Origin of the sequence: Curtobacterium sp. MMLR14_002, assembly GCF_001864975.1 — a bacterium.
Lineage (GTDB): Bacteria > Actinomycetota > Actinomycetes > Actinomycetales > Microbacteriaceae > Curtobacterium > Curtobacterium flaccumfaciens.
Genome location: NZ_MJGT01000050.1, coordinates 193,087 through 216,137, shown reverse-complemented (window position 1 = coordinate 216,137; position 23,051 = coordinate 193,087). Strand labels below are relative to the sequence as shown.

Below are 23,051 nucleotides of genomic sequence, written 5' to 3'. Positions count from 1 at the left end.
TCACTTCTGGAGCGCTGCCTTCACCGCGTCGATGTTCGCCTGCTGCCACGAGACGTAATCCTGCCCCTTGGGGAGCGTCTCCGTGACACCGACGACGGGGATGTCGTTCTGCTCGGCCGCCTTCTGGACCTGTTCGGTCTCGGGGCTCGACGCCTGGTTGTTGTAGGCGAGCAGCTGCACGCGCTTGCCGGTGAACAGCGCGAGGGTGTCGCGGAGGGCCGCCGGCGGGACGTCGTCGCCTTCCTCGATGGCCTCGGAGAAGTCCGGCGGGGTCTCGTTCTCGAGCCCCATCGCGTCGAACAGGTACCCGGGCACCGGCTCGGTGTACGCCACCTTGTCGCCGGAGTCCTGCTTCTTGACGGCGTCGGTCTGGGACTCGAGGTCCTCGAGCTTGGTGGTGAGCGTGGCGGCGTTCTTCTCGAAGGCGTCCTTGCCGCTCTCGTCGAGCGCGCTGAGGTCCTTCGTGACCGCCTCGACCAGCTTCACCATCGTGGGGTAGCTGTAGAAGACGTGCTCGTTGAACTCGGCGCTGCCGCCCTTGTCGAGGCCGGAGAGCTTCACGACGTTGATCGTGTCCGCCTTGGTGTCCGAGGCGTTCGCGAGCGTCGTCATGAAGTCGTCGTAGCCGCCACCGTTCTCGATGAGCAGGTCGGCCTTGGACACGGAGAGCTGCGTGCGGGCGCTCGACTCGAACGAGTGCGGGTCCTGCGACGGGTCGCTCAGGATGCTCGTCACGGTGACGGCGTCGCCACCGATGGTCTTGACGATCGAGCCGTAGACGTTGGTGGAGGCGACGACGTTGATCGTGCCGTCACCGCTGGCCTCCCCCGAGGCGGACGAGGTGGCGCACCCGGTCAGGGCGAGCGCGGCGGCGCCGGCGACGAGCGGGAGGGCGAGGAGGCGGTTGTGCATGGCACGACGCTAACGCCTACTGATAACGATTGTCAAAACCGCTATGAGGGCTCTCAGCGCGACCCGGAGACGGACGGGAGGCCCGGTGCCAGCTGGCACCGGGCCTCCCGTCATGGAGACGTTCGCGTCTACGGTTTGGTGGCCGCGTCGATCGTGTTCTCGGCGATCGTGTCCTCTTCACGCCCGGGCGTGCGGAGGTTCCACTTCTTGATCACGAAACTGAACAGGAAGTAGTACACGACCGCGTAGCCGAGGCCGATCGGGATGAGCCAGATCGCCCCGTCCGCCTTGCCGAAGTTCAGCACGTAGTCGATCGCACCGGCCGAGAACGAGAAGCCGTCGTGGATCCCGAGGGCGTTCACCAGGGCGAGCGAGGTGCCCGTGAGCACCGCGTGGATGATGTACAGCGGGAACGCCACGAACATGAACGAGTACTCGAGCGGCTCGGTGATGCCCGTGACGAACGAGGTCAGCGCGGCGGAGATCATGATGCCGCCGACGAGCTTGCGGTTCTGCGGCTTGGCGTTGCGCCAGATCGCCAGGGCACCGGCAGGCAGCGCGAACATCATGATCGGGAAGAAGCCGGTCTGGAAGATGCCGGCGGTCGGGTCGCCCGCCAGGAAGCGCGGGATGTCGCCGTGGACGATGTCACCGGCCGCGTTGGTGAAGCTGCCCAGCTGGAACCACGGGAAGAAGTTGAGCAGCTGGTGCAGCCCGATCGGGATGAGCATGCGGTTGGCAAATCCGAAAATACCGCCGCCGATCACGGCGTTGTCGGCGACGGCCGTACCGGCCGCCGTCAGCGCGATGTCGAAGTAGCGGTACACGAACGACATCAGGACCGCGATGACGAGACCCGCAGCGGCCGTCAGGATCGGAACCAGGCGGCGACCGGAGAAGAACCCGAGGAAGTCGGGCATCTTCGTGCGGTGGAACTTCTCCCACATGACGGCGGAAACGAGACCCATCACGATGCCGCCCAGCACTCCGTAGTTGATCGTGGCCTGCTCGCCGTTGGCGTTCTTGACCCCGGCGAGGACGACCGGCGACATCACTGCGAACACCTCGTACATGACCATGTAGCCGACGACCGCAGCGAGCGCGGTGGTGCCGTCGGACTTCTTGGCCCAGCCGATCGCGATGCCCACCGCGAACAGCAGCGGAAGCCACGTGAAGATCGCCTGGCCGGCAGCTGAGATGACTCCGGCGCCGGTCTCGAAGCCGGGGATCGCGCCGAGGAGGTCCGGCTGACCGATGCGGTTCAGGATGCCCGCCGCCGGCATGACCGCGATCGGCAGGAGCAGGCTCCGTCCGAGGCGCTGGGCCTGTGCGAACAGCCGTGACTGCTTCTTCGGCTTCTTCTTCTCCGGCACATCCGTGGCAGTGGTGGCGCTCATCGGAGGTCCTCTCGTCATTGGGTGGAGCTGTCGGGGTGAGTTGAGTCGTGCAGCCAGCGCAGGTAACCTCGGCGGTGTCGCCAGGTCCGGTCCTGTCCGGTCATGACCAGTTCCGTAGTCTGATCCGAGAGCGGTCCGGTGTCAACCTGCGACGCAAACCCTTAACGAGGAGGAAACGATGGCCGACATCAAGGCAGCCGACATCATCGCCGCACTCGGCGGTGCCGAGAACATCGAAGAGGTCGAGGGCTGCATCACGCGCCTCCGCGTCGAGGTCGAGGACGGGGACCTGGTCGACAAGGCAGCCCTGCAGGCAGCCGGGGCCCAGGCGGTCATCGGTGGCGGCACCGGCTGGCAGGTCATCGTCGGCACGGTCGCCGACAACCTCGCCCAGGACATCCAGGACGAACTGTGACCGTCGTCCGCACCCCGTTCGGCGGCCCGGTCGTTGCCCTCGCCGACGTGCCCGACCCGGTGTTCGCCGGGCAGCTCGTCGGCGCCGGCGTCGCGGTCGACCCGACGGGCGTCGAGGGTGCGGTCACCGCGGTGGCCCCGGTCGACGGCACCATCGTCAAGCTGCACCCGCACGCGTTCGCCCTGCAGGGCGCCGCGGGCACCGACGTCCTGGTGCACGTCGGCATCGACACCGTGAAGCTCTCCGGCGAGGGCTTCGAGCTCCTCGCGACCGAGGGCGACACCGTCACCGCCGGTGACCCCGTCGTCCGGTTCACCCCCTCGGTCATCTCCGCCGCCGGGTATTCGCCGATCTGCCCGGTCGTCGTGCTCGGTTCGACGCCGGACAGCGTCGACCAGGGGACGGTCGGCACCACGGTGCTCGACGGCGACACCCTCTTCGAGGTCTAGGGGTTCTTCCTCGTCGAGAGCGACCGTGTGCTGCGGACCACCCGCGGCACACGGTCGCTTTCGCGTTGCTGTGCGGACTACGCGACCGCGGGGGTCGCGGTGACCTCCATCTGCACGCGGTAGCGGTCCGATCGGTACCAGCTGCGGGTGTGCTCCACAGGTCGTTCCCCCGCGTACGACACCCGGTCGAACTCGAGCACCGGCGCTCCGGTCTTCGTCCCGAGCAGCGTCGCGACGTCGTCGGCCGCCGGGTTCGCCGCGACGGTCTGCTGCGCGCGGTCGATCGGAGTGCCGTACTCCGTGGCGATGATCGAGTACACCGACCCCGACAGGTCGTGGTCGAGTAGACCCGGGAACGCGTCGGCCACGAGCCAGGCGTCGTCGATCGACACCGGGGCACCGTCGGCCATCCGCAGGCGCTTCACGTGGAAGGCCGGCACGTCCGGGTCGATCCGCAGGGCCGCGGCGGTGTCAGCCGGCGGTACCCGCTCTTCGCGCACGAGCACCACGGTCGTCGGCTCGTGCCCCATCGCCCGCATCTCCTCGGTGAACGAGGCGAGGTGCAGCGTCGACTGCACGGGCCGGTGCGCCACGAAGGTGCCCTTGCCACGCACGCGCTCCAGGTAGCCCTCGTTGACCAGCTGCCCGAGGGCTTCACGCACGGTGATCCGCGAGACGCCGTACTCGGCGATGAGCTGCCGTTCGGACGGGATCGCAGCACCGGGAGCCAGTCGCGTGGTGACGAGGTCGAGCAGGATGCGCCGCAGCTGCTGGTGCTTCGGTTCGGCACCCTCGGTGATGCGGCTCGTCATGCGTCCCTCGTGCTCCGTTGCTGGTCCTGGGCGGTGGTCATGCGCGGACATGACCAGTTCCCATCACAGTAGCGAGTCAGGCCGGGAAGACCAACGTGCGCGGTGACGAACGAACGGAGCGGGTGGTCAGGCGTTGGCGACGAGCCAGGCGAACTGCTCGTCGGAGAGCAGCCGATCGGTCCAGACCTGCCCCTCGACGCCGGCGGCCGCACGGTTCTGCGCGGCGGGAGCCCCCTGCCACACCAGCGACAGCCCGGCACGACGCAGCACGGCTGCAGAAGCAGGGTTGTTCGTGAGCACCCGGCCGGTCACCGGGACGTCCGGAGCGGTGTCGGCGGCGGCACGCACGGCAGCGAGGGCGATCTCGGACGCGAAGCCCTGCCCCCATGCCGTGGGCGCCAGGCGGTAGCCGAGGTTCCAGACCCCACCGGCGGTCACGTCGACCCCGCCCACACCCACGAAGGCGTGGTCGGATGCGGTGCGGACCGCCCAGGACCCGAGGCCGTGGCGTGCACGACCGCCGATCTTGCGCTGCACCATGTCCACGCTCGAGCTCCGCGCCACGTGCCGACCCGTGGGCAGGTGCTGCCACGTGCGGGCGTCCGAGAAGAGCGCGTGCACGTCGTCGATGTCGGCCGGGGTCAGCGGGGTGAGCAGGAGGCGATCCGTTCGGATCTCCTGCGAGGGGGTCAGGAGCTGGTGGACCATGCACCGATCATGCCGCCGACCCCCGACATCCGTGTGAACACCACGCGACGTTTGCGGAAGCCCGCGTCGGTCCGGAAGTCGGTTTTTCAGTTCCCAAGTCTTTTCACTGTACAGTGAAACGGTGCCGTTTACTGAAAATCAGGTCGTGTCCGAAGCAGCCCTCCGAGCGGCGCTCCCGCACGGCTCCGTGAGACTCCGCTCGCGCGCCGACGGTGCGCTGAGCGCGGTCCTGCCAGACGGGACGAAGAAGGCGTTGCACCTTGCTTGGGCAGGGTACGGCTACCCGCGAGATGTGCAGCGAGCCCTTCGGGACCAGCGTGTGGTCGACGCTCGTGCGAAGGAGGACTTCGTGGTCATCGTGGCCCACGTGTTGTCGGACGGCGCTCGTCAGTTGTTGCGTGCGGAAGGGATCTCCTGGGTCGGCCTCGACGGCTCGGCTGAGCTGCGACTCGGCACGGTGTGGGTCGACCGAGACGGAAGCAGGACGAATCGCGTCGTCCGACCGGAGGTCGGTTGGACCCGAGGCAGGGCGGACGTCGCGGAGGCCCTCTTGGCGATCATGGCGAAGCGGGAGCCAGAACATCCCGGAACGAACGACGTTCCCGAGGTCGAGGCACTGGCGAACCGGTCGGGCCGGTCACTGGGGACCGTCGCGAACACGCTCGCCTTGTTCGACGCGAACGGCTGGACAGCCCGAGCAGAGCGCTCTCGCAGTCGTACCGTGGCGGATGCCCCGGCGCTGCTCGATTCGTGGTCGACCTGGGACGCCGCCCAGCGTCGACGGTTCGACGGTTTCCACTCGATCCACCGCGACCCATCGCGCGTCGTCGAGCAGCTCGTCTCCGCGTTCGGGAGTTCGCTCCTCCTGACTGGCGCGGCCGCGAGCGAGCTGGTACGGCCGACACTGACAGGAAGCCATGTCGTGACCGCGTACGTCGAGGTGCCGAACGGGTGGCCCGACATCGACTCCATCACCCGAAGCGCCAAGATGATCCCGGCAGCCGTCCCGCGCATTCGGCTCGCACCTGCATCAACCGTGATCGCGAACACGACGAGCATCGTGAGCGGCATGAGAGTCACTTCCCCCGCGCGCACGTACGCGGACCTCCTCGCCGGCTCAGAGAGGGAGCACGAGGCAGCGGAAGCCTTCCGGGAGCTCGCGCTCCGGCAGTTCTCGTGAACTCGTCGGCACAGCGCAACCGCGATGCGCGCGCCCTGGCGGAAGCCGGCTACGCGACCCTGCTCCAGGCAGTGGGCTCCAACCGCGGTCGGCTCCTGCTGATCGGCGGGCTCGTGCCCGAGCACCTCGTGGATTCGGACGAACCACACCAGGGCACCAACGACGTCGACATCCTCCTCGACATCGGCCTCGTCTACGACCGCGACGACCTCGACTTCGCGTGGCTCGAGGACGCTCTGGAGACCGCAGGGTTCGTCACCTCGACGCCGAACACGGGGTGGCGCTGGGTGAAGGACATCAGTGGCTTCCCGATCCAGGTGGAGTTCCTCGTCGACGTCCCCGACAACCTGGACCAGGAGATCGCCCTACCGGGCACCAAGACCCTGGGGGCGAAGAACCTCCGGGGTCCAGGACCCGCGCTCCGCGACGTCCGGGGCACGGTCGTGGCCGGCGAGCGCGCGGTGGTGACCGGCATCGGCGGGTACCTCGCCGCGAAGGGAGCGAGTGCCTACTGGCGTCGAGCGGACAAGGACCTCTACGACTTCGCCTGGGTCATCGTCGCGGACCTCAGATCCGGGGCGGAACAGGCCGCCGCCTCGGCGCTTCGGGTGATCGACCCGGTCACAGAACGCGATCGCGCAGACGCGCTGCTGGCCGCATGCGACTTGTACGCCGACGCGGACGGCCTCGGTGCGTCCGCCTTCGCTCGGCTGTCGGCCGCAGCCGGGAGCATCGAACCTGCCGAGAGCCTCGCGCTCGACGCCGTCACCGCGGTCGGAGCCTTCCGGGCCGGACTCGTCAGCGGCTTCGACCTGCAGCGTTGAGCAGGCCGAAGCGCTAGTCGAGCAGGAGCGCGGGCTCCTCGAGCACCGAGGCGACGTCGTGCACGAAGCGGGACGCCACGTCACCGTCGACGACCCGGTGGTCGAACGAGGCACCGATGGTCGTCACCATGCGCGAGCGGACCTCGCCGTCGACGACCCACGGCTTCGGCTTGATCGTGCCCATGGCGACGATCGCGACCTCTCCCGGGTTGAGGATCGGGGTGCCCGTGTCCATGCCGAACACACCGATGTTCGTGATCGACACCGTGCCGTTCGCCATCTGCTTCGGCGTGGTCTTGCCGTCGCGGGCGGTCAGGGTGAGTTCCTCGAGCGCCTGCGCCAGCTCGAGCAGCGACATGTCCTGCGCGTCCTTGATGTTCGGCACGATGAGCCCGCGCGGGGTCGCCGCGGCGATGCCGAGGTTCACGAAGTGGTGGACGATGATCTCGCGGTCGGTCCAGGTCGAGTTCACCGAGCGGTTCCGGCGGACGGCCCAGATGACGGCCTTCGCGACTATGAGCAGCGGCGAGACCTTGACGCCGGCGAACGTCGGCGAGGCCTTGAGCCGCTTGACGAACTCCATCGTGTGGGTCGCGTCGACGTCGACGAACAGCGACACGTGCGGTGCCGTGAACGCGGACGTGGTCATCGCGGTGGCGATGGCCTTGCGGACGCCCTTGACCGGGATCGTCTCGCTGCGGACCTCACCCCACTCGGGCGTCTCGATGTTCCGGAAGACGCTTGCCTGCTTCGCGTGCCGGATGACGTCGTCGCGGGTGACCTCGCCGGCCAGACCGGTCGCGACGATCTCGGTCAGTTCGACGCCGAGGTCCTTCGCGAGCTTCCGGATCGGCGGCTTCGCCAGCACGTTGGTCGCAGTGCTCTGCTTGTGCGCGGAGCCCGTGCCGAGGGCGCTGATCGCCTCGGCGGTGCTCTCCTCGCCCGGGTCGACGGAGGCTTCGGCCGCCGCGGCGGTGTCCACACTGGAGGCGCGGCTCGCCTCGGCCGCGAGCGCTGCGGCCCGGCGGGCGCCCGGCTTGCGACGGGAGGGCGACGAGGTCGCTGAGCCGTAGCCGACGAGGACGGCACCGGAGGACTCGTCGGTGCCCTGGACGGTCGCGTCGACGGCGACCGGCTGCACCGGCGCCGCCGGTGCAGCCGCAGCAGCGGGGGTCGGCGCCGCTGCGACCGGAGCGGGGGCAGCAGCGCGCGCCGGAGCGGGCGGGGTCTGCGCGACCGGAGCCGACGGGGCGGCAGCGGTCGGAGGGGTGGACGCGACCATGGGCGAGACCGGGGCGGTCTGGGCGACGGGCACCGCGCCTCCAGGCTGCTCGACAGGCTGTTCCGCAGGCGGCGTGAGGGCCGCACCGGAGGCGACCGACGCGTCCGAGTCGACGCGGATGATCGGCTTGCCGACCTCGACCGTGTCCCCCTCGGACACGAGCAGGCCCGTGACGGTGCCGGCGAACGGCGACGGCAGCTCGACGAGCGATTTCGCGGTCTCGATCTCGACGAGCACCTGGTCGACGGCGATCTCGTCCCCGATCGCGACGCGCCACTGCACGATCTCGGCCTCGGTGAGACCTTCACCCACGTCGGGCAGGGGGAATTCGGCGGCGGCCACTACGGCTCCTTCGCGGATCTGGTCGTGCTCGGTCGGACGGGTCAGTAGGCGAGGGCGCGGTCGACGGCCTCGAGGATGCGGTCGGCATCCGGCAGGTGCAGGTGCTCGAGCTTCGAGACCGGGAACGGCACGTCGAAGCCGGAGACCCGCAGCGGCGGTGCCTGCATCGTGTAGAACGCCCGCTCGGCGACGGTCGCGGCGATCTCACTGCCGACACTGACGAAGCCGGAGGCCTCTTGTGCGATGACCAGGCGACCGGTCTTGCGGACGGAGGCGAGCAGCGGCTCCCAGTCGATCGGCGAGATCGAGCGGAGGTCGATGACCTCGCAGCTGGTGCCCTCGGCCTCGGCGATGTCCGCCGCCTGCATCAGGGTGGCGACCATCGCGCCGTGCCCGACGAGCGTGACCTCGGTGCCGGTGCGGGCGACGCGGGTCGTGTGCATCGGGACGTGGCCGTCGACCAGGTCCACCTGGCCCTTGGGCCAGTAGCGGGACTTCGGCTCGAGGAAGATCACCGGGTCCTTCGACGCGATGGCCTCCTGGATCATCCAGTAGGCGTCGTTCGGGGTGCTCGGGCTCACGACCCGCAGACCCGGGGTGTGCGCGAAGTACGCCTCGGGGGACTCCTGGTGGTGCTCCACGGCGCCGATGTGGCCGCCGTAGGGGATGCGGATGACGACGGGCAGCGACATGTGTGCCGGCAGGCGGTTCGCCATCTTCGCGAGCTGCGAGGTGATCTGGTCGAAGCCGGGCCACACGAAGCCGTCGAACTGGATCTCGACGACCGGGCGGTAGCCGCGCAGGGCGAGGCCGATCGCGGTGCCGATGATGCCGGCCTCGGCGAGCGGGGTGTCCCGCACGCGCTCGGCGCCGAAGCGGTCCTGCAGGCCCTCGGTGATGCGGAAGACGCCGCCCAGCTGGCCGATGTCCTCGCCCATCAGCAGGACCTTGTCGTCCGCTTCCATGGCTGCGGCGAGCCCGGCGTTGAGGGCCTTGGCCATCGGCAGGGTCGGGGTGGGGTCGCTCGGGACCTCACCGGCGCCCGGGTGGGAGCGCAGGGTGTAGTCGAAGAGCTGCTCGGTGGTGCTCATGCGTGGGCGCCCCCTTCGAAGCCGGCCTCGTACTGGGCGAGCCAGGCCTTCTGCTCGGTGATCCGCGGGTGCGGTTCGCGGTACACGTTGTCGAACATGACGTCGACGGACGGTGCGGTCAGGGCGACGGTGCGGCGTCGGACGTCGGCGGCGATGTCCTCGCCCTCTTCGTCGAACGCGGCGAACTGCTCGTCCGTCGCACCCTTCGAGCGCAGGTACGCCTCGGACCGGACGATCGGGTCGCGCAGGACCCACTCCTCGAGCTCGCCGTCGGCGCGGTACCGGCTCGGGTCGTCGGAGCTCGTGTGCGCACCGATGCGGTAGGTGTCGGCCTCGATGAAGGCCGGGCCCTGGCCGCTGCGGGCGTGCTCGGTCGCGACGACCGAGGCCGTGTAGGACGCGAGGATGTCGTTGCCGTCGATCAGGACGCTCGGGATCCCGAAGCCGCGCGGGCGGTCGACGAGCGGCGTCGGGGACTGCACCGACACCGGCACCGAGATGGCCCAGTGGTTGTTCTGCAGGAAGAAGACCACCGGCGCCTTGGTCGACGCGGAGAACACGAAGGCCTCGTTGACGTCGCCCTGGCTGGTGGCGCCGTCGCCGAAGTAGACGATCGAGCAGGCGTCGCGGTCCGGGTCGCCCGTGCCGACGTCGCCGTCGAGCTTCTGGCCGAGCGCGTACCCGGTGGCGTGCAGGGTCTGCGAGCCGATCACCAGGGTGGAGATGTGCGTGTTGCCGCGCTGGTCCGGGTCCCACCCGCCGTGGGTCTGCCCGCGGTACATCGCGATGATCTCCATCGGCTCGACGCCGCGGTGCATCGTGACGGCGTGCTCGCGGTAGGACGGGAACACGTGGTCCTGGGCGCGCAGGGCGAAGGCCGAGCCGGTCTGTGCCGCCTCTTGCCCGTGGCTGGGCACCCACAGGCCGAGCTGGCCGGTGCGTTGGAGGTTGTGGCCGGCGTGGTCGAACCGACGGGTGAGCACCATGCGGCGGTGCATCGCCAGCAGGGTCTCGTCGGGGATCGCCCGCGCGGCGGCGGCGAACTCGGCGTTCTCGTCGGTCTCCACGAACCGACCCTCGGGGTCGAGGAGCCGGACGGTGGTCGTCGCGGGAGCCGCGGCGCGGAATGACATGCGGGCCAGCGTAGCGCCAGGCACTAGTCGGCCACCTGGAGGTCCCCCACAAGTGAGCGGGCTGTTTGGAGGAGCGTTTCCACAGCTTCGTGCTCGCCGATCGAGATGCGGATGCCCTCTGGCGGGAAGGCCCGGACGATGATGCCGGCGTCCTCGAACGCGGCCGCCGCGGTCGCCGTCCGCTCGCCCGTCGGCAGCCAGAGGAAGTTGCCCTGGGCGTCGGGGACGTCCCAGCCCTGGGCCCGGAGCTCGACGACGATCCGGTCGCGCAGGGTGGCGATCTCGGTCACGCGTCCGAGCAGTTCCGCCTCGCGTTCCAGGCTGGCGAGCGCCGCCGCCTGGCCCTGGGCGGTCACGGACAGCGGGATGGCGCATGCACGGACGGCGTCGAGCACGTAGTCCGGACCGAGCGCGTAGCCCACCCGGAGCCCGGCGAGCCCGTACGCCTTCGAGAAGGTACGGAGGACCACGAGGTTGGGGTGCGCGGCGAGCAGCGGGTGACCGTGCACGGCGGCCTCGTCGGTCACGAACTCGGCGTATGCCTCGTCGAGCACGACCAGCACCGACTGCGGCACCGCGGCCATGAACGCGTCGAACTCCGCGGCGGTCACGATCGGCCCCGTCGGGTTGTTCGGCGAGCAGACGAGCACCATGCGGGTGCGTTCGGTGACGGCCGCGGCCATCGCGTCGAGGTCGTGCCCGCCGTCGGCGCGGTTCGGCACCTGCACGCTCGTGGCGCCGGCGACCGTGACGACGCCCGGGTACGCCTCGAACGAGCGCCACGCGTAGACGATCTCGTCACCAGGGCCGGAGGTCGCGCGGGCGAGCTCGTGCAGGATCGCGACACTGCCCGGGGCGACGTGCACCTGCTCGGCGGTCAGCCCGAAGCGGTTGGCCAGCACGGCGCGCAGGGCGAGGGCGGTGGCGTCGGGGTAGCGGTTGTACGAGGTCTGGGCCTGCACGGCCTCGACGACCCCGGGGAGCGGCGGGAACGGGTTCTCGTTGCTCGACAGCTTGAAGGCGGAGTCGGACGCCTGTCGCCCCTGCTTGTACGCGGGGAGGACGGCCACCTCGGGCCGGATGTGCACACGCTGCTCGCTCACGGGTCCAGGCTACCGGCAGGCCCACGGCACCCACGAGGGGAACGAGGGCATCATGGGCGCATGCGATTCCTCGTCCGCCTCGTCGTCAACGCCCTCGCGCTCTGGCTCACCACGCTCATCGTCAGCGGCGTCTCCGTGACGCCGTTCGGTGACGGCGGGACCACTGCGACCGTCCTCACCTTCCTGCTCGTGGCGTTCGTGTTCGGTCTCGTGAACGCGGTGATCGGCACGCTCATCCGGATCGTGGCGTTCCCGCTCTACATCCTCACGCTCGGGCTCATCTCGTTCGTCGTGAACGCGATCCTCCTGCTCATCGTCGCGGGCATCTCGGAGGCGTTCGGCTTCGGGCTCGAGGTCGACTCCTTCGGCTGGGGCATCGTCGGTGCCTTCGTGCTCGCGGTCTTCGCCTGGCTGATCGGGCTCTTCGCCCGCCCGGTGCTCAACCGCCAGCGGGCGTGACCCCGGCGGACCTCGCGGAGGACCCCGCCCTGCGTCATGATGTGCTCATGACCCAGGACGTCGACGCCCCGTTCCGCGTCTCGTTCGTCTGCAGCGGCAACATCTGCCGCTCCCCCATGGCCGGTGTCGTCTTCGCGCAGATCGCCGCGGACGCCGGTCTCGCCGACCGGTTCCAGGTGGAGTCGGCCGGTACCGGTGACTGGCACGTCGGCGAACCCGCCGACGAGCGCACGATCGCAGCGCTGGCGGCGCGCGGATACGATGGCAGCAGGCATCGCGCCCGTCAGTTCGACCCGGACCGGTTCCCGGACCTCGACCTGGTGGTCGCACTCGACCGCTCCCACGAGCGCATCCTGCGTTCGTGGGCCCCGACCATGGACGACTCCGCCAAGGTGACGCTCCTGTTGCGGTACGACGCCGCCTGGCCCCAGCAGGCCGACGTGCCGGACCCGTACTACGCGGATCGGCACGAGTTCGACCGAGTGCTCTCGACCGTCGAACGGGCCTGCCGGGCGCTCTTCCACCAGCTCGAGCCGGCAGTCCGTCAGGGAGCCCCATGACCCCCCTTCCCCCGCAGCCGATCAGCCCGCTCGACGGGCGCTACTACCCGATCGTGCACACGGTGGGCGAGCACCTCTCCGAGGCCGGCCTCAACCGCGCGCGCATCGTGGTCGAGGTCGAGTGGCTCATCTTCCTGACCGACCACGCGATGTTCACCACCTCGCCGCTCAGCGTCGACGACAAGGCAGCACTGCGCCGGATCGTCGAGACCTTCGGCCAGGACCAGATCGCGGAGCTCGCCGAGATCGAGGCGACGACCCGCCACGACGTCAAGGCCGTCGAGTACTTCGTGCGCCGCCGGCTGTCCGAGCTCGGCCTCGACGCGATCGCCGAGCTCACCCACTTCGCCGCCACGAGCGAGGACGTCAACAACCTGTCCTACGCACTCACCGTGCGGGACACCGTCGACCAGGTCTGGCTGCCCGGCTTCCGTGCCGTGCTCGAGAAGCTCCGGACGCTCGCCGTCGAGCTGAAGAGCGTGCCGATGCTCTCGCACACCCACGGTCAGCCGGCCACCCCGACGACGCTCGGCAAGGAGCTCGCGGTCGTCGTCTACCGGCTCGAGCGCGTGCTCGCCCAGATCGAGGGCAGCGAGTACCTCGGCAAGTTCTCCGGCGCGACCGGCACCTTCTCAGCACACCTCGCCGCCGACCCCGAGGCCGACTGGCCCGCGCTGTCCCGCGAGTTCGTCGAGGGCCTCGGCCTGACGTGGAACCCGCTCACCACGCAGATCGAGTCGCACGACTGGCAGGCCGAGCTCTACGACCGGGTGCGTCACGCCAACCGGATCCTGCACAACCTGGCCACCGACGTGTGGACCTACATCTCGATGGGGTACTTCACGCAGATCCCCGTGGCGGGTGCCACCGGGTCGTCGACGATGCCGCACAAGATCAACCCGATCAAGTTCGAGAACGCCGAGGCGAACCTCGAGATCTCGTCGGCGCTCTTCTCGACGCTGTCCGAGACCCTCGTGACGAGCCGACTGCAGCGGGACCTGACCGACTCCACCACCCAGCGGAACATCGGCGTCGCGTTCGGGCACTCGCTGCTCGCGCTCGACAACCTGCGCCGCGGTCTGGGCGAGATCGCCGTGAACGAGGCCAAGCTCGCCGACGACCTCGACCACAACTGGGAGGTCCTCGCCGAGGCGATCCAGACGGTCATCCGCGCCGAGGTCACCGCCGGGCAGTCGAACATCGAGGACCCCTACGCGATGCTCAAGGAGCTCACGCGCGGCAAGCGGGTGAGCCAGCAGGACCTCATCGTCTTCGTGAACCGTCTGGACATCTCCGACGGCGCGAAGGCCCGGCTGACCAACCTGACGCCGGCGACCTACACGGGCCTGGCGGACGAGCTGGTCGACCACCTCGACGTCTGAGCACGACGGACCGGCGGCCGGACGGTCGTCGGTCCGTCATCGGATCCGCGTCCGGGGGGTGCGGAATCCTGAGCGGTTCGATAGGTTCGTATCGCTGAGTACATCTCAGCACGGGGGGCGTCGCAGTGGATGCACCCTGTCCACTGACCGGATGGATCTCCACACCGTGCTTCGTTCTCGCATCACCGCGGCCGCCGTCGGCGCCACCGTGCTCGGCGTCTCCGCCGCCCTCGTCCCGACGGTCTCGACCGCCCTGGTGACGAGCACCGCTGCTTCGGCCATCGTCACCTGGACCGACTCGGCCGACGACTTCACCGCCGCGCCGACCGGCACCTTCCCGCTGACCGACCAGTGGTACTGGGCGTCCGTGACCGACCTGGACGGTGGCGGTTCGATCACCGACCACGCCACGCTGGACGAGGACGGCCTGTCCGTCTCCGAGGGCGAGGCCGTCGGCCTGGTCCGCGGCCTGAACAAGCCCGTGCCCGCGAGCAGCGTCCCCGCCCTCGCCGCCGGCATCAGCATGACGACCACCGGCGCGACGAGCTTCGGTCTCGCGGTCCAGGAGGGCGGCGACACCAGCGCGCAGACCGTGGTCTTCGCCACGGACGCGCCCGAGACCGGTGACGGCGTCGGCATCTCCGACGGCACCAGCAACTGGATCGACCCCGCGACCGGCGAGGTCGAGTCGACGACGGAGCTCACGGCCGACCTCGAGGCCGCCGACGCGCAGGTCGTCGGGTACGTCGTCTACGTCGGCATCGACGTCGCCGCCGACACCACGGCGCCGCCGACGACCGAGCCGACCGAGACGCCCGCTCCGACCGACGAGCCCACCCCGGCACCGAGCGCGCTGCCCAGCAGCGAGCTGAAGAGCCTCGCCGCCCCGCTCGAGGCGAACGGTCAGTCGCTCGCCGCCGACGCCAGCGGTTCGATCTCCGCGCTGCGCATCGACGACACCACGACGTACTTCACGCCGCAGCCGACCGCGACCGCCGACGCGCCGACGTCCGTGCGCGTGTCGCAGACCCTCACCGGATTCCAGGTGACGGGTGCAGGCTTCGCCCCGAACGAATCCGTCGCGGCGACCATCACGCAGGGCGGCGAGACCTACTCGATCCGCACCAACGCTTCGGTGGCGGACGACGAGGGCGACATCGTCGTCGTGGTGGTCCTGCCCGAGGGCGCCGTGAGCGCCGGCGCGTACACCGCCACGCTCGAAGGCCGGTCCTCGAGCCAGACAGCTTCGGCCGATGGCGCCTTCATCGCCGACCCGGCCGCTGCCGGTGACCCGGGCACGGCACCGGTCGCCGTCCCGGTGCCCGGAACGGCGAACTTCACGGGCTGATCTTGCCGATCCTCCCGACCGAGCCACGGCGGCGTGCGACTGTGATCGCCGCCGCCGTGGCGGTCGTCTGTGCGGGGGCCGTCGCGTTCGTCGCGCTCGGTCCCCTGTCAGCCGCGCCCGCCCCGACCCGGTCCGTCGCGGCACCGACGCCCACCCCGACGACGACACCGGAGCCGACCCGGTCGGCAGCACCCGTCGACGCGCTCGACGCCCCGGCCAGCACCACGGTCGCTGCCGTGACCGGCGCGTCCGTCCCGGTCAGCGCGAGCGCGGGCGGCACGGCGACACAGACCCTCGAGAACCCGCAGGCGTCCGGTGCCCCGCTCGTCTTCCGGGTCGTCGACCAGCAGGACGGCTGGGCGGAGGTGCAGCTCGCACAGCGCCCGAACGGCAGCACCGGTTGGGTGCCGACCAGCGCCGTCACGCTGACCGAGGACCCGTACGCGATCGTCGTCACCCGCTCGACGAAGACGCTCGACCTGTACAAGGACGGCAAGGTCGTCGACAGCTACCCCGTCGCCACCGGCACCGGCGGCACACCGTCGCCGACCGGCCGGTTCGCGCTGACCGAGCTGCTCGCACCGACCAACGAGGGCTACGGCCCGTACGCGTACGGCACGACGGCGTTCTCGGACGTGCTCAACTCGTTCGGTGGTGGCCCCGGCCAGATCGGGCTGCACGGCACGGAGGACACGTCGAGCATCGGCACCGCCGCCTCGCACGGCTGCATCCGCATGCACAACGCCGACATCACGGCGCTGGCGGAGCGCCTGCCGCTCGGCACGCCGTTCCAGGTGCGCTGACGTTCCAGGTGCGCTGACGTTCCAGGTGCGCTGACAGGCGGCCTGGAGGCGCGGCGTGCGCCCGGCAGTGGCCGCCACCGTCTCAGGTGGTGACGTCCAGGGCGACGGCGACCAGCGCCTCCAGGACGGTGCGCACCACGGGACGGACGGCACGGTCGGGGCGGACCAGTGCCTCGATGCGGCGTCCGGCACGGACGTCGGCGAGCTCCGCCAGGTGGAAGCGCCCGGCCGCCCGCGTCCCCGACGTGTACCGCGGGACGAGTGCGATGCCGTGGCCGCCCGACACCAGGTTCTCGATGACCGGCAGGTGGATGGTGCGGAACGCGACGCTCGGCGGGGTGTCCGTCGCCGCGGCCATGGCGTGCAGCACCCGGTCGATCGGGTAGCCCTCCGGCACGCCGATCCAGCGTTCCCCGACGACCTCGTCGATGCCCACGCGTGCGCGGCCGGCCAGGGCGTGCCCGGGCGGCAGGGCCACGTCGAGGGGTTCGCGGAGCAGCTGCACGGTGTCGACCGATCCCTGGTCGGCCGGGCGGACGCCGTCGGACCGGTGCCCGACGACCACGTCGTGGTCGGCCGCGAGCGGTGTGAACTCCCCCTCGCTGACGTCCACGTCGACCAGGGTCAGCGCGATGCCGGGGTGTGCCTGCATCCGGGTGAGCACGCCGGGCAGCAGCAGTTCCGCCGCCGACGGGAAGATCGCCAGGGAAACCGGTCCGGTCGTGCCGCCGAGGTGCTCCTGCCAGGCGGCGTCCACCCGCGCGATGGCGGTCGCGACCCCGGATGCCAGGCCCGCGAGCACTTCGCCGTGCGGGGTCAGCCGGACCCCGCGCCCGACGCGTTCGACCAGCGGGACGCCGACCTGCCGCTGCAGCGTCTGCAGCTGCTGGGAGACGGCGCTCGGTGTGCGGTGGGTGGCATCGGCGACGGCTGTGACGCTGCCACGCTCGGCGAGCTCCCGCAGGACCGCCAGCAGCTGCACGTCCAAGTCGACCATGCAGGGACCCTACATCGTGGTTCGCGAAGGTTTCGATGGACCTACAACGTCGCGCCCGGGACGATGAGGAGCATGACCACCCGAGACCGCCTCCTCGCCGTCGTCGTCGCCGTGGTCTGGGGACTGAACTTCCCCGCGACGGCGCTCGCGCTCGAGCACTTCCCACCGTTCCTGCTCGCAGCGCTGCGGTTCACGATCCTGGCGGTCCCGACGCTGCTGTTCGTGCCGCGGCCGCGGATCCCGTTCGGCCGGCTGCTGCTCGTCGGCCTCGGGCTCGGCGTGCTGCAGTTCTCGTTCCTGTACCTTAGCATGGCGTCCGGCATGCCGTCGGGGCTGGCCTCGCTCGTCCTGCAGGCCTCCGCGCCGTTCACGGTGGTGCTGGCCGGGGTGTTCCTGCGCGAGCGGCTGACCGGCCGGCAGGTCGTCGGGGTCACCGTCGCCGTGGCCGCCCTCGCCGCGATCGCCCTGCACCGTTCCCAGACCGCCGCGCTGCTGCCCGTCGTGCTCGCACTGTGCGGTGCGCTCGGGTGGGCGATCGGCAACGTCGCGACCCGGCGGGCGGGGGCCGCGAACCCGCTGCACCTGACCCTGTGGTGGTCCGTCGTGCCGCCGGTCCCGATGGTCGTGCTGTCGCTCGTGGTCGAGGGCCCGGACCGCATCGGCACCGCACTCGGCACCGCGTTCACGGCGGCGGCACTGCCCGCCGACCTCGGCCTGCTCTACATCGTGGTCGTCGCGACCCTGGTGGGCTACGGCATCTGGTCGCGGCTGCTGGCGACCTACCCGTCGAGCACGGTCGCGCCGTTCTCGATGCTCGTGCCCGTGGTCGGGGTGCTCGCGTCGTGGGTGGCCTTCGGCGAGGTGCCCGACCTGGTCGAGGTACTCGCCGGCGCGGTCGTCGTGGCCGCCGTGCTGTGGTCGTCACGTCCGGCGCGGGACCGCGGGCCGCGGCCGGCCCCCGTCGACGAGGGCGCACGACGCGCCGCGGCCGTGTCGCCGAGGTCGCACGACGTGCCGCCCGGACCGCTCGCGAGCGGCAATCCGCGCGACCTCGACCCGGCGCTCAGCCCCGGTGCTGGCGACGCTCCGCGATGATCCCGGCGAGCGCCCCGCGCAGGTGCGGGTACCGGAACTCGTAGCCGGCCTGGGTCAACCGGGTCGGCACCACCCACCGGCTCTTCAGCACGAGTTCGGTCTCGGTGCGGATCGCGAACGACCCGAGCTCGAGCATCCACCGCCAGGTCGGCACCCCGAACCGGCGCCCGACGGCGTCGCGGAGGGTCGCCATCACGGTGCGGTTGTCGGACGGGTTCGGGCTCGAGATGTTCACCGGCCCCTCGATCTCCGGGTGGTCGCGGAGGAACCGGATCGACCCCAGGACGTCGGCGATGTGCACCCAGCTGAAGCGCTGCCGACCGTGCGTGGGCCGGTGGTGGTGGTACGTGCCGGCCCGGAGCCGGGAGCGCGTCGGCACCCACGGTCCGTCGTACTGCGGCCCGCCGAGGCCGGCCTGCGCGAGCCGGAGGAGCGGCAGCAGGGCGCTGCCGTCACCGAACACGATCGCCATCCGCAGCGCCACACGACGGGTGCCGGGCAGGTCGGCGCCGAAGAAGGCGTCCTCCCACGCGCGGGCGACGGAGACCGAGAACCCCTCGCCGATCTCCCCCGTCGCTTCGTCCTGCGGTCGGTCGTCGGCGTGCCGGTAGATCGTCGCGGTCGAGGCGTTCATCCACAGCGGTGTCGGGTGCTCGGACGTGCGGATGGCCTCGGCGAGCTCGAGCGTGGTGTCCACCCGCGAGCGCATGATCTCCGCGCGGTTGCGTCGGCCGTAGCGGCAGTTGACGCTCTTGCCCGCCATGTTCACGACCATCGCGGCGCCGTCGATGAGTTCCCGGATGCGCATGGTGTTGCCCCACACGGCGTCGCCGGTCCGGCCGATGGTGACGACCCGGTACCCCTCTTCGGCGAAGGCGTCCCGCAGGTACCGCCCCACGAAGCCGCTCGCTCCCGCGATCACGACGCGGCCCTTCTGGTCGCTCATCTCATCCCCGTTCTGTGTCCGGCGCGATCTCGTACCGGAACGCCCCCTCGTACCGGTACAGCGTGCCGAGCACCGGTGCCGAGAGCACCAGGGACACGCGCTGGAGGTCCGCTTCGTCATCGAATCGTTCCATCAGCGTCACACGCGGGCTCAGGGCGGCCGGGAGGCGCAGATCGCGTCCCAGCGCACGGAACGTCACGCGCGTGGAGACCAGGCGCAGGGCGCCCGCGTCCGGGCCGTCAGCGTCGACCTGCGCCCGGAGCCGGGCGCTGACGCGCCCGTGGCGACCCAGGTGGTCGACCAGGCCGTCCGGTTCGGCGGTGATGGTGTCCACCATCGTGCGGCTCCCGGAGCGGAACCGGAAGGTGCGGTGCGCGCGGACGGCGACCCGGGCCTCCAGGCTGACCTCTGACCCGCGGCGGACGCGAGCCGGCCGGTTCTCGACCGTGAACGGGACGTCCCGCTCCCAGACCGGGAACATGACGGAATCGCGGGCGAACACCGCGAGCACCGGCCAGAGCCACCGACGTGGGGTGCCGACGACGTCGAAGACGCCCTCGCCGCGGCCGACGTGCCCGGGCGGGACGGGGCCGAAGTACGTGCGGAGCCGCGGGTGCAGCCGAGCCAGCACGTCCGGCGGTGTGGACAGCTCGTAGGGCGACCGGCTCACGGTTCGATCCTGGCATGTCGTCAGTGCGGATCCCTACGATGTCGCACATGGGACACGACCACGGGCACGGCGTCGGGCACGCCTCGGAGCGCGCCCTGCTCGTCGCGTTCTGCATCTCGGCGGGCATCCTGCTCGCCGAGGTCGTGGGCGCCGTGGTCACGGGTTCGCTCGCGCTGCTCGTCGATGCCGGGCACATGGTCGTCGACACCGGCGGACTCGGCATCGGGCTCGTCGCGACGCGGCTCGCCCGCCGGTCCCCGACCGCGCAGCGCACCTGGGGCTTCCAGCGGGCCGAGGTCCTCGGGGCCACCGCGCAGGCCGCGATCCTGCTCGCCGTCGGGGTCTACGTGATCATCTCGGCGGTGCAGCGGCTGTTCGTGCCGGAGGAGATCCACTCCGGGCCGCTGCTCGTCTTCGGCATCGTCGGACTCGTCGGCAACCTGGTGGCCTACGCGGTGCTGCTGCGGGCCTCGGGCGAGGGGTTCACCTCGCGCGCCGCCCGGCTCGAGGTCCTCAACGACACCCTCGGCTCGGTCGCCGTCATCATCGCCGCGATCGTGCTGATGCTGACCGGGTGGGAGCGGGCGGACTCCGTCGCCGCGATCCTGATCGGCCTGCTCATCCTGCCGCGGGCGATCCGGCTGCTGCGCGAGACCGCGAACGTGCTGCTCGAGTCGACGCCGCCGGGGCTCGACCTCGACGACGTGCGTGGTCACATCCTCGAGCTCGACCACGTCATCGCGGTGCACGACCTGCACGCGACGCTCGTGGCGACCGGGGTGCCGAACCTGACCGCGCACGTGGTCGTCGACGACCACTGCTTCTCGACGGCGCACGCCCCGGCGATCCTCGACGAGCTGCAGCGGTGCGTGGCGGAGCACTTCGACGTGCCGGTGGAGCACTCGACGTTCCAGTTGGAGCCGGTGTCGCACCGGCGGCACGAGTACGAGGTGCACGCGTAGGGGTCCGCGCTCGGGCGTGTGGGCGTCGGTCGGGGTCGCTCCGGCTTCGCGACGATCCACCAGGTGATCGACGCGTGGTCTGTCGCAGAACGGGTGTCCGCGGGTGCCCGCGTCAGCAGTCGTCGGTGCGCGTGGGGTAGGCCGTGATCACCCGGTCGGTGGTGGCCGAGACGATCACCTTCACCCAGGGCTCGTCGTCGGGGCGTGAACCGTCGTCGAACCGGACGGGTGCGGCGTAGCAGACCTTGCCGTCGCCGGCGTCGAGCGGGAACCCGGAGCGCGGGTCCTCGAGCGCCGTCTGCACCGCGGTGAGCATGGCGTCGTCCCAGTCGCGCGAGCCGTGCCCGGTGACGACGTCCTGCCAGTCGGCGGTGTGCCGCACCCGGATGTGCTCGTACCCCTGGGCAGCGGTGCCGCACTGCAGGGTGACGCGGCCCAGGGCCTCGGTCTCGTACTGCGCGACGGCCGCCTGGGTCGTGGTGTCGCACCGGCCGAGCGCGGTGCTGCCGGGCATGTCCGGCCCGGTGCGGGTGATCGTGACGGTGCCGTCACCGGCGGCCGTCGGCGCGTCGCTCGACGTCCGTGAGGCCGAGCCGGCACCGATGGTCGGGTCGTCCGCGCCCTGCCGTGCCGTCAGGAACAACCCGCCGGCGAGGAGACCGGCGGCCACCACGGCCGCGACGCCGGTGAGCACGGGACGGTTGCGGTTCCGGGGCACGCGCCCAGTATGCCGGGAGTTCGACCGCACGACGGAACCAGGCTCCGGCCACCGCAACGCGCGATCGCGGGGTTCGGTGTCCGGAACCTGGTTCCTGGCGGACGGGAGGCCCGCCACGCGTCAGGCGCGCGCGGCCAGTCGGGTGCCGGCGACGACGGCCAGGACGGCGACGAGCACCACGTACCCGATCAGGACGGGGAGCGTCGGGATCACCAGCAGCGCTGCCCCGACGGCCACGACCGGCACGGTGAGCCCGGCGTAGGCGATGAGGAACGTGGCGGCGAGCACGCCGCCCCGGCGCTCCGGGCCGACCAGTGCTGCGGCGCTGCCGATCGCGGCGCGGAACAGCAGGCCGACGCCGGCTCCCGCGACGACCCCGCCGCCGATGAACCCGGCGACCTGCAGCAGGACCGCGGCGACGGCGAGGACGACCAGGCCGACGACCAGGAGCACCATGCCGAGCCGGATCTGCGCACGCTGCGCCAGTCGGGCGAAGACGATCTGCGACAGCGCGCTCGCGGCGAAGACCCCGAAGGTCGTGGCACCGGCGGCGAGGCGGTCGGTGACGTGGAACGTGGTGCCGAGGAAGCTCGGCGCGACCGAGGTGAAGAGGCCCTGCACGGCGAGCGCGGCGAACGCGGCTGCACCGGCGGCCCAGAACGCGGCGCCCTGCCCCTCGGGAGCCTGCATGCGCTGCGGGCGGTAGGCCACGGGCTGCTCGGGACGGTCGACCGTCTCCGGTGCGGCCAGCACGAGCACGAACGCGACGGCCAACGCGATCACGAACACCACGTACGGGACCATGAGCGGCTGCCCGACGAACTCGGCGAGCGCTCCGCCGACCAGGGCGCCGAGCGACAGCCCCCCGAGGTTCACGGCTCCGGCGGCGACGCTCGCGCCCTTCGCGGAGTCGCTCGACCCGGTGGCACGGACCCGGAGCTCACCGAGGTGTGCCGTCGCGGTCGCCGTCAGCGTCCCGACGCCGAGGCCGGTCACGAGCCGGGCGACGATGAGGCCGGTGACGTCGTTCCAGAGCAGGAACAGCACGGCGGCGACCAGCTCGAGCGCGATCGACACCAGGATGAGCGGACGGCGTCCGTGCACGTCGCTGAGGTGCCCCGCCAGGTACAGCGACCCGACGACCCCGACCCCGTACGCCGCGAAGATCACCGTCGTGGTGAAGGTCGGGAAGCCGTCGCGGGCCTGGTAGATGACGTAGAGGGGCGCGGGGACGGTCGCGAAGGCCATCACCGCGAGGAACGCGAAGGCGACGACCCAGAAGCCGAAACCGTGGCGCCGACGGGTGTGGACACGGCGTCCGCGCGGGGCGACGACACGGTCGCTCGCGGATGCGGGAGCGGCGGTGGTGGCGGGGACGGTGCCCGTCGGGGTGTCGGTGACGGTTGACATGCTCCGATGATCGCGCTCGCGGTGCATCGAGTCCAACGGATGCGCTTGATGTG

24 protein-coding genes are annotated in these 23,051 nt (G+C 71.0%); 11 read left to right on the top strand and 13 right to left on the bottom strand.

Translation table 11 applies throughout. The annotated features are described in order from the left end of the window. Both BIU91_RS07640 and BIU91_RS07635 read right to left on the bottom strand, forming a co-directional pair. On the bottom strand, positions 1-912 hold the full coding sequence (locus BIU91_RS07640) for a zinc ABC transporter substrate-binding protein (RefSeq protein ID WP_071404907.1): 912 nt from the start codon (positions 910-912) through the stop codon (positions 1-3). A gap of 128 nt (positions 913-1,040) precedes the next feature. Continuing rightward, positions 1,041-2,309: a PTS transporter subunit EIIC gene (locus BIU91_RS07635; RefSeq protein WP_071404906.1), complete on the bottom strand. Its 1,269-nt coding sequence runs from the start codon at positions 2,307-2,309 to the stop codon at positions 1,041-1,043. A 178-nt stretch (positions 2,310-2,487) separates the two neighbouring features. On the opposite strand from BIU91_RS07635, the gene BIU91_RS07630 reads away from it, so the two are divergent. Both BIU91_RS07630 and BIU91_RS07625 read left to right on the top strand, forming a co-directional pair. Beyond that, entirely contained in the window at positions 2,488-2,724 is a 237-nt protein-coding gene (locus BIU91_RS07630; RefSeq protein WP_027464959.1) for a PTS transporter subunit EIIB, read from the top strand. Continuing rightward, positions 2,721-3,173 carry a glucose PTS transporter subunit IIA gene (locus BIU91_RS07625; RefSeq protein ID WP_071404905.1) on the top strand — a complete coding sequence of 151 codons (453 nt, stop codon included), beginning with the start codon at positions 2,721-2,723 and terminating at the stop codon, positions 3,171-3,173. The genes BIU91_RS07630 and BIU91_RS07625 overlap by 4 nt, the downstream gene beginning before the upstream one ends. 77 nt (positions 3,174-3,250) lie before the next feature. Here BIU91_RS07625 and BIU91_RS07620 read toward each other — a convergent pair whose 3' ends face one another. Continuing rightward, the gene (locus BIU91_RS07620; protein ID WP_017886466.1) at positions 3,251-3,985 is read right to left on the bottom strand and encodes a GntR family transcriptional regulator; all 735 of its coding nucleotides are present in this window, start codon (positions 3,983-3,985) and stop codon (positions 3,251-3,253) included. Between the two features lie 126 nt (positions 3,986-4,111). Continuing rightward, positions 4,112-4,693, bottom strand: coding sequence for a GNAT family N-acetyltransferase (locus BIU91_RS07615; RefSeq protein ID WP_071404904.1), 582 nt, complete (start codon positions 4,691-4,693; stop codon positions 4,112-4,114). Positions 4,694-4,838: 145 nt separating this feature from the next. On the opposite strand from BIU91_RS07615, the gene BIU91_RS07610 reads away from it, so the two are divergent. Both BIU91_RS07610 and BIU91_RS07605 read left to right on the top strand, forming a co-directional pair. Next, complete coding sequence (locus BIU91_RS07610; RefSeq protein ID WP_139196597.1) at positions 4,839-5,873, top strand: hypothetical protein; 1,035 nt, start codon at positions 4,839-4,841, stop codon at positions 5,871-5,873. Continuing rightward, entirely contained in the window at positions 5,870-6,697 is an 828-nt protein-coding gene (locus tag BIU91_RS07605) for a hypothetical protein (protein ID WP_071404902.1), read from the top strand. The genes BIU91_RS07610 and BIU91_RS07605 overlap by 4 nt, the downstream gene beginning before the upstream one ends. Positions 6,698-6,710: 13 nt before the next feature. Here BIU91_RS07605 and BIU91_RS07600 read toward each other — a convergent pair whose 3' ends face one another. From BIU91_RS07600 to BIU91_RS07585, 4 genes are all read right to left on the bottom strand, one after another. After that, positions 6,711-8,321: a dihydrolipoamide acetyltransferase family protein gene (locus tag BIU91_RS07600; RefSeq protein ID WP_071404901.1), complete on the bottom strand. Its 1,611-nt coding sequence runs from the start codon at positions 8,319-8,321 to the stop codon at positions 6,711-6,713. Positions 8,322-8,362: 41 nt separating this feature from the next. Beyond that, positions 8,363-9,322 carry an alpha-ketoacid dehydrogenase subunit beta gene (locus BIU91_RS07595; protein ID WP_071404980.1) on the bottom strand — a complete coding sequence of 320 codons (960 nt, stop codon included), beginning with the start codon at positions 9,320-9,322 and terminating at the stop codon, positions 8,363-8,365. 86 nt (positions 9,323-9,408) lie between these two features. Beyond that, positions 9,409-10,545, bottom strand: a complete 1,137-nt coding sequence (locus BIU91_RS07590) for a thiamine pyrophosphate-dependent dehydrogenase E1 component subunit alpha (protein WP_071404900.1) — start codon at positions 10,543-10,545, stop codon at positions 9,409-9,411. 23 nt (positions 10,546-10,568) lie between these two features. Then, positions 10,569-11,648 carry a histidinol-phosphate transaminase gene (locus BIU91_RS07585; RefSeq protein ID WP_071404899.1) on the bottom strand — a complete coding sequence of 360 codons (1,080 nt, stop codon included), beginning with the start codon at positions 11,646-11,648 and terminating at the stop codon, positions 10,569-10,571. A 60-nt stretch (positions 11,649-11,708) separates the two neighbouring features. Between BIU91_RS07585 and BIU91_RS07580 the strand changes: the two genes are divergently transcribed. From BIU91_RS07580 to BIU91_RS07560, 5 genes are all read left to right on the top strand, one after another. Next, positions 11,709-12,107: a phage holin family protein gene (locus BIU91_RS07580; RefSeq protein ID WP_071404898.1), complete on the top strand. Its 399-nt coding sequence runs from the start codon at positions 11,709-11,711 to the stop codon at positions 12,105-12,107. 47 nt (positions 12,108-12,154) lie between these two features. Beyond that, entirely contained in the window at positions 12,155-12,667 is a 513-nt protein-coding gene (locus BIU91_RS07575) for a low molecular weight protein-tyrosine-phosphatase (protein ID WP_017886476.1), read from the top strand. Continuing rightward, a complete protein-coding gene (gene purB / locus BIU91_RS07570; RefSeq protein WP_071404897.1) occupies positions 12,664-14,049 on the top strand; it encodes an adenylosuccinate lyase in 1,386 nt (461 codons plus the stop codon). Before BIU91_RS07575 ends, purB begins: the two co-directional genes overlap by 4 nt. Positions 14,050-14,200: 151 nt before the next feature. Then, complete coding sequence (locus BIU91_RS07565) at positions 14,201-15,397, top strand: hypothetical protein (RefSeq protein ID WP_071404896.1); 1,197 nt, start codon at positions 14,201-14,203, stop codon at positions 15,395-15,397. A 2-nt stretch (positions 15,398-15,399) separates the two neighbouring features. Next, positions 15,400-16,200: a L,D-transpeptidase family protein gene (locus BIU91_RS07560; RefSeq protein WP_253183707.1), complete on the top strand. Its 801-nt coding sequence runs from the start codon at positions 15,400-15,402 to the stop codon at positions 16,198-16,200. Positions 16,201-16,282: 82 nt separating this feature from the next. On the opposite strand, the gene BIU91_RS07555 is transcribed toward BIU91_RS07560, so the two are convergent. Next, complete coding sequence (locus tag BIU91_RS07555) at positions 16,283-17,197, bottom strand: LysR family transcriptional regulator (protein WP_253183706.1); 915 nt, start codon at positions 17,195-17,197, stop codon at positions 16,283-16,285. 72 nt (positions 17,198-17,269) lie between these two features. On the opposite strand from BIU91_RS07555, the gene BIU91_RS07550 reads away from it, so the two are divergent. Continuing rightward, positions 17,270-18,292, top strand: coding sequence for an EamA family transporter (locus BIU91_RS07550; RefSeq protein ID WP_071404894.1), 1,023 nt, complete (start codon positions 17,270-17,272; stop codon positions 18,290-18,292). Here BIU91_RS07550 and BIU91_RS07545 read toward each other — a convergent pair. Further along, positions 18,261-19,238 (bottom strand): DUF1731 domain-containing protein, encoded by a 978-nt coding sequence (locus BIU91_RS07545; protein ID WP_071404893.1) that lies wholly within the window; start codon positions 19,236-19,238, stop codon positions 18,261-18,263. The genes BIU91_RS07550 and BIU91_RS07545 overlap by 32 nt on opposite strands. A gap of 1 nt (position 19,239) precedes the next feature. Beyond that, positions 19,240-19,908: a DUF4166 domain-containing protein gene (locus BIU91_RS07540; RefSeq protein ID WP_071404892.1), complete on the bottom strand. Its 669-nt coding sequence runs from the start codon at positions 19,906-19,908 to the stop codon at positions 19,240-19,242. Positions 19,909-19,955: 47 nt separating this feature from the next. On the opposite strand from BIU91_RS07540, the gene BIU91_RS07535 reads away from it, so the two are divergent. Continuing rightward, positions 19,956-20,870: a cation diffusion facilitator family transporter gene (locus tag BIU91_RS07535; RefSeq protein ID WP_084740827.1), complete on the top strand. Its 915-nt coding sequence runs from the start codon at positions 19,956-19,958 to the stop codon at positions 20,868-20,870. A gap of 112 nt (positions 20,871-20,982) precedes the next feature. On the opposite strand, the gene BIU91_RS07530 is transcribed toward BIU91_RS07535, so the two are convergent. Together BIU91_RS07530 and BIU91_RS07525 are read right to left on the bottom strand one after the other, a co-directional pair. Continuing rightward, positions 20,983-21,588, bottom strand: coding sequence for a hypothetical protein (locus BIU91_RS07530; protein WP_071404890.1), 606 nt, complete (start codon positions 21,586-21,588; stop codon positions 20,983-20,985). Positions 21,589-21,708: 120 nt separating this feature from the next. After that, positions 21,709-22,998: an MFS transporter gene (locus BIU91_RS07525; RefSeq protein ID WP_071404889.1), complete on the bottom strand. Its 1,290-nt coding sequence runs from the start codon at positions 22,996-22,998 to the stop codon at positions 21,709-21,711. Positions 22,999-23,051 lie beyond the last annotated feature (53 nt).

Coding starts and splice junctions, on each gene's coding strand:
- BIU91_RS07635 (WP_071404906.1), bottom strand. CDS start 2,309: ATGAGCGCCACCACTGCCACGGATGTGCCGGAGAAGAAGAAGCCGAAG.
- BIU91_RS07640 (WP_071404907.1), bottom strand. CDS start 912: ATGCACAACCGCCTCCTCGCCCTCCCGCTCGTCGCCGGCGCCGCCGCG.
- BIU91_RS07545 (WP_071404893.1), bottom strand. CDS start 19,238: ATGAGCGACCAGAAGGGCCGCGTCGTGATCGCGGGAGCGAGCGGCTTC.
- BIU91_RS07535 (WP_084740827.1), top strand. CDS start 19,956: ATGGGACACGACCACGGGCACGGCGTCGGGCACGCCTCGGAGCGCGCC.
- BIU91_RS07525 (WP_071404889.1), bottom strand. CDS start 22,998: ATGTCAACCGTCACCGACACCCCGACGGGCACCGTCCCCGCCACCACC.
- BIU91_RS07595 (WP_071404980.1), bottom strand. CDS start 9,322: ATGGCCAAGGCCCTCAACGCCGGGCTCGCCGCAGCCATGGAAGCGGAC.
- BIU91_RS07580 (WP_071404898.1), top strand. CDS start 11,709: ATGCGATTCCTCGTCCGCCTCGTCGTCAACGCCCTCGCGCTCTGGCTC.
- BIU91_RS07620 (WP_017886466.1), bottom strand. CDS start 3,985: ATGACGAGCCGCATCACCGAGGGTGCCGAACCGAAGCACCAGCAGCTG.
- BIU91_RS07550 (WP_071404894.1), top strand. CDS start 17,270: ATGACCACCCGAGACCGCCTCCTCGCCGTCGTCGTCGCCGTGGTCTGG.
- BIU91_RS07565 (WP_071404896.1), top strand. CDS start 14,201: ATGGATCTCCACACCGTGCTTCGTTCTCGCATCACCGCGGCCGCCGTC.
- BIU91_RS07575 (WP_017886476.1), top strand. CDS start 12,155: ATGACCCAGGACGTCGACGCCCCGTTCCGCGTCTCGTTCGTCTGCAGC.
- purB (WP_071404897.1), top strand. CDS start 12,664: ATGACCCCCCTTCCCCCGCAGCCGATCAGCCCGCTCGACGGGCGCTAC.
- BIU91_RS07555 (WP_253183706.1), bottom strand. CDS start 17,197: ATGGTCGACTTGGACGTGCAGCTGCTGGCGGTCCTGCGGGAGCTCGCC.
- BIU91_RS07630 (WP_027464959.1), top strand. CDS start 2,488: ATGGCCGACATCAAGGCAGCCGACATCATCGCCGCACTCGGCGGTGCC.
- BIU91_RS07590 (WP_071404900.1), bottom strand. CDS start 10,545: ATGTCATTCCGCGCCGCGGCTCCCGCGACGACCACCGTCCGGCTCCTC.
- BIU91_RS07615 (WP_071404904.1), bottom strand. CDS start 4,693: ATGGTCCACCAGCTCCTGACCCCCTCGCAGGAGATCCGAACGGATCGC.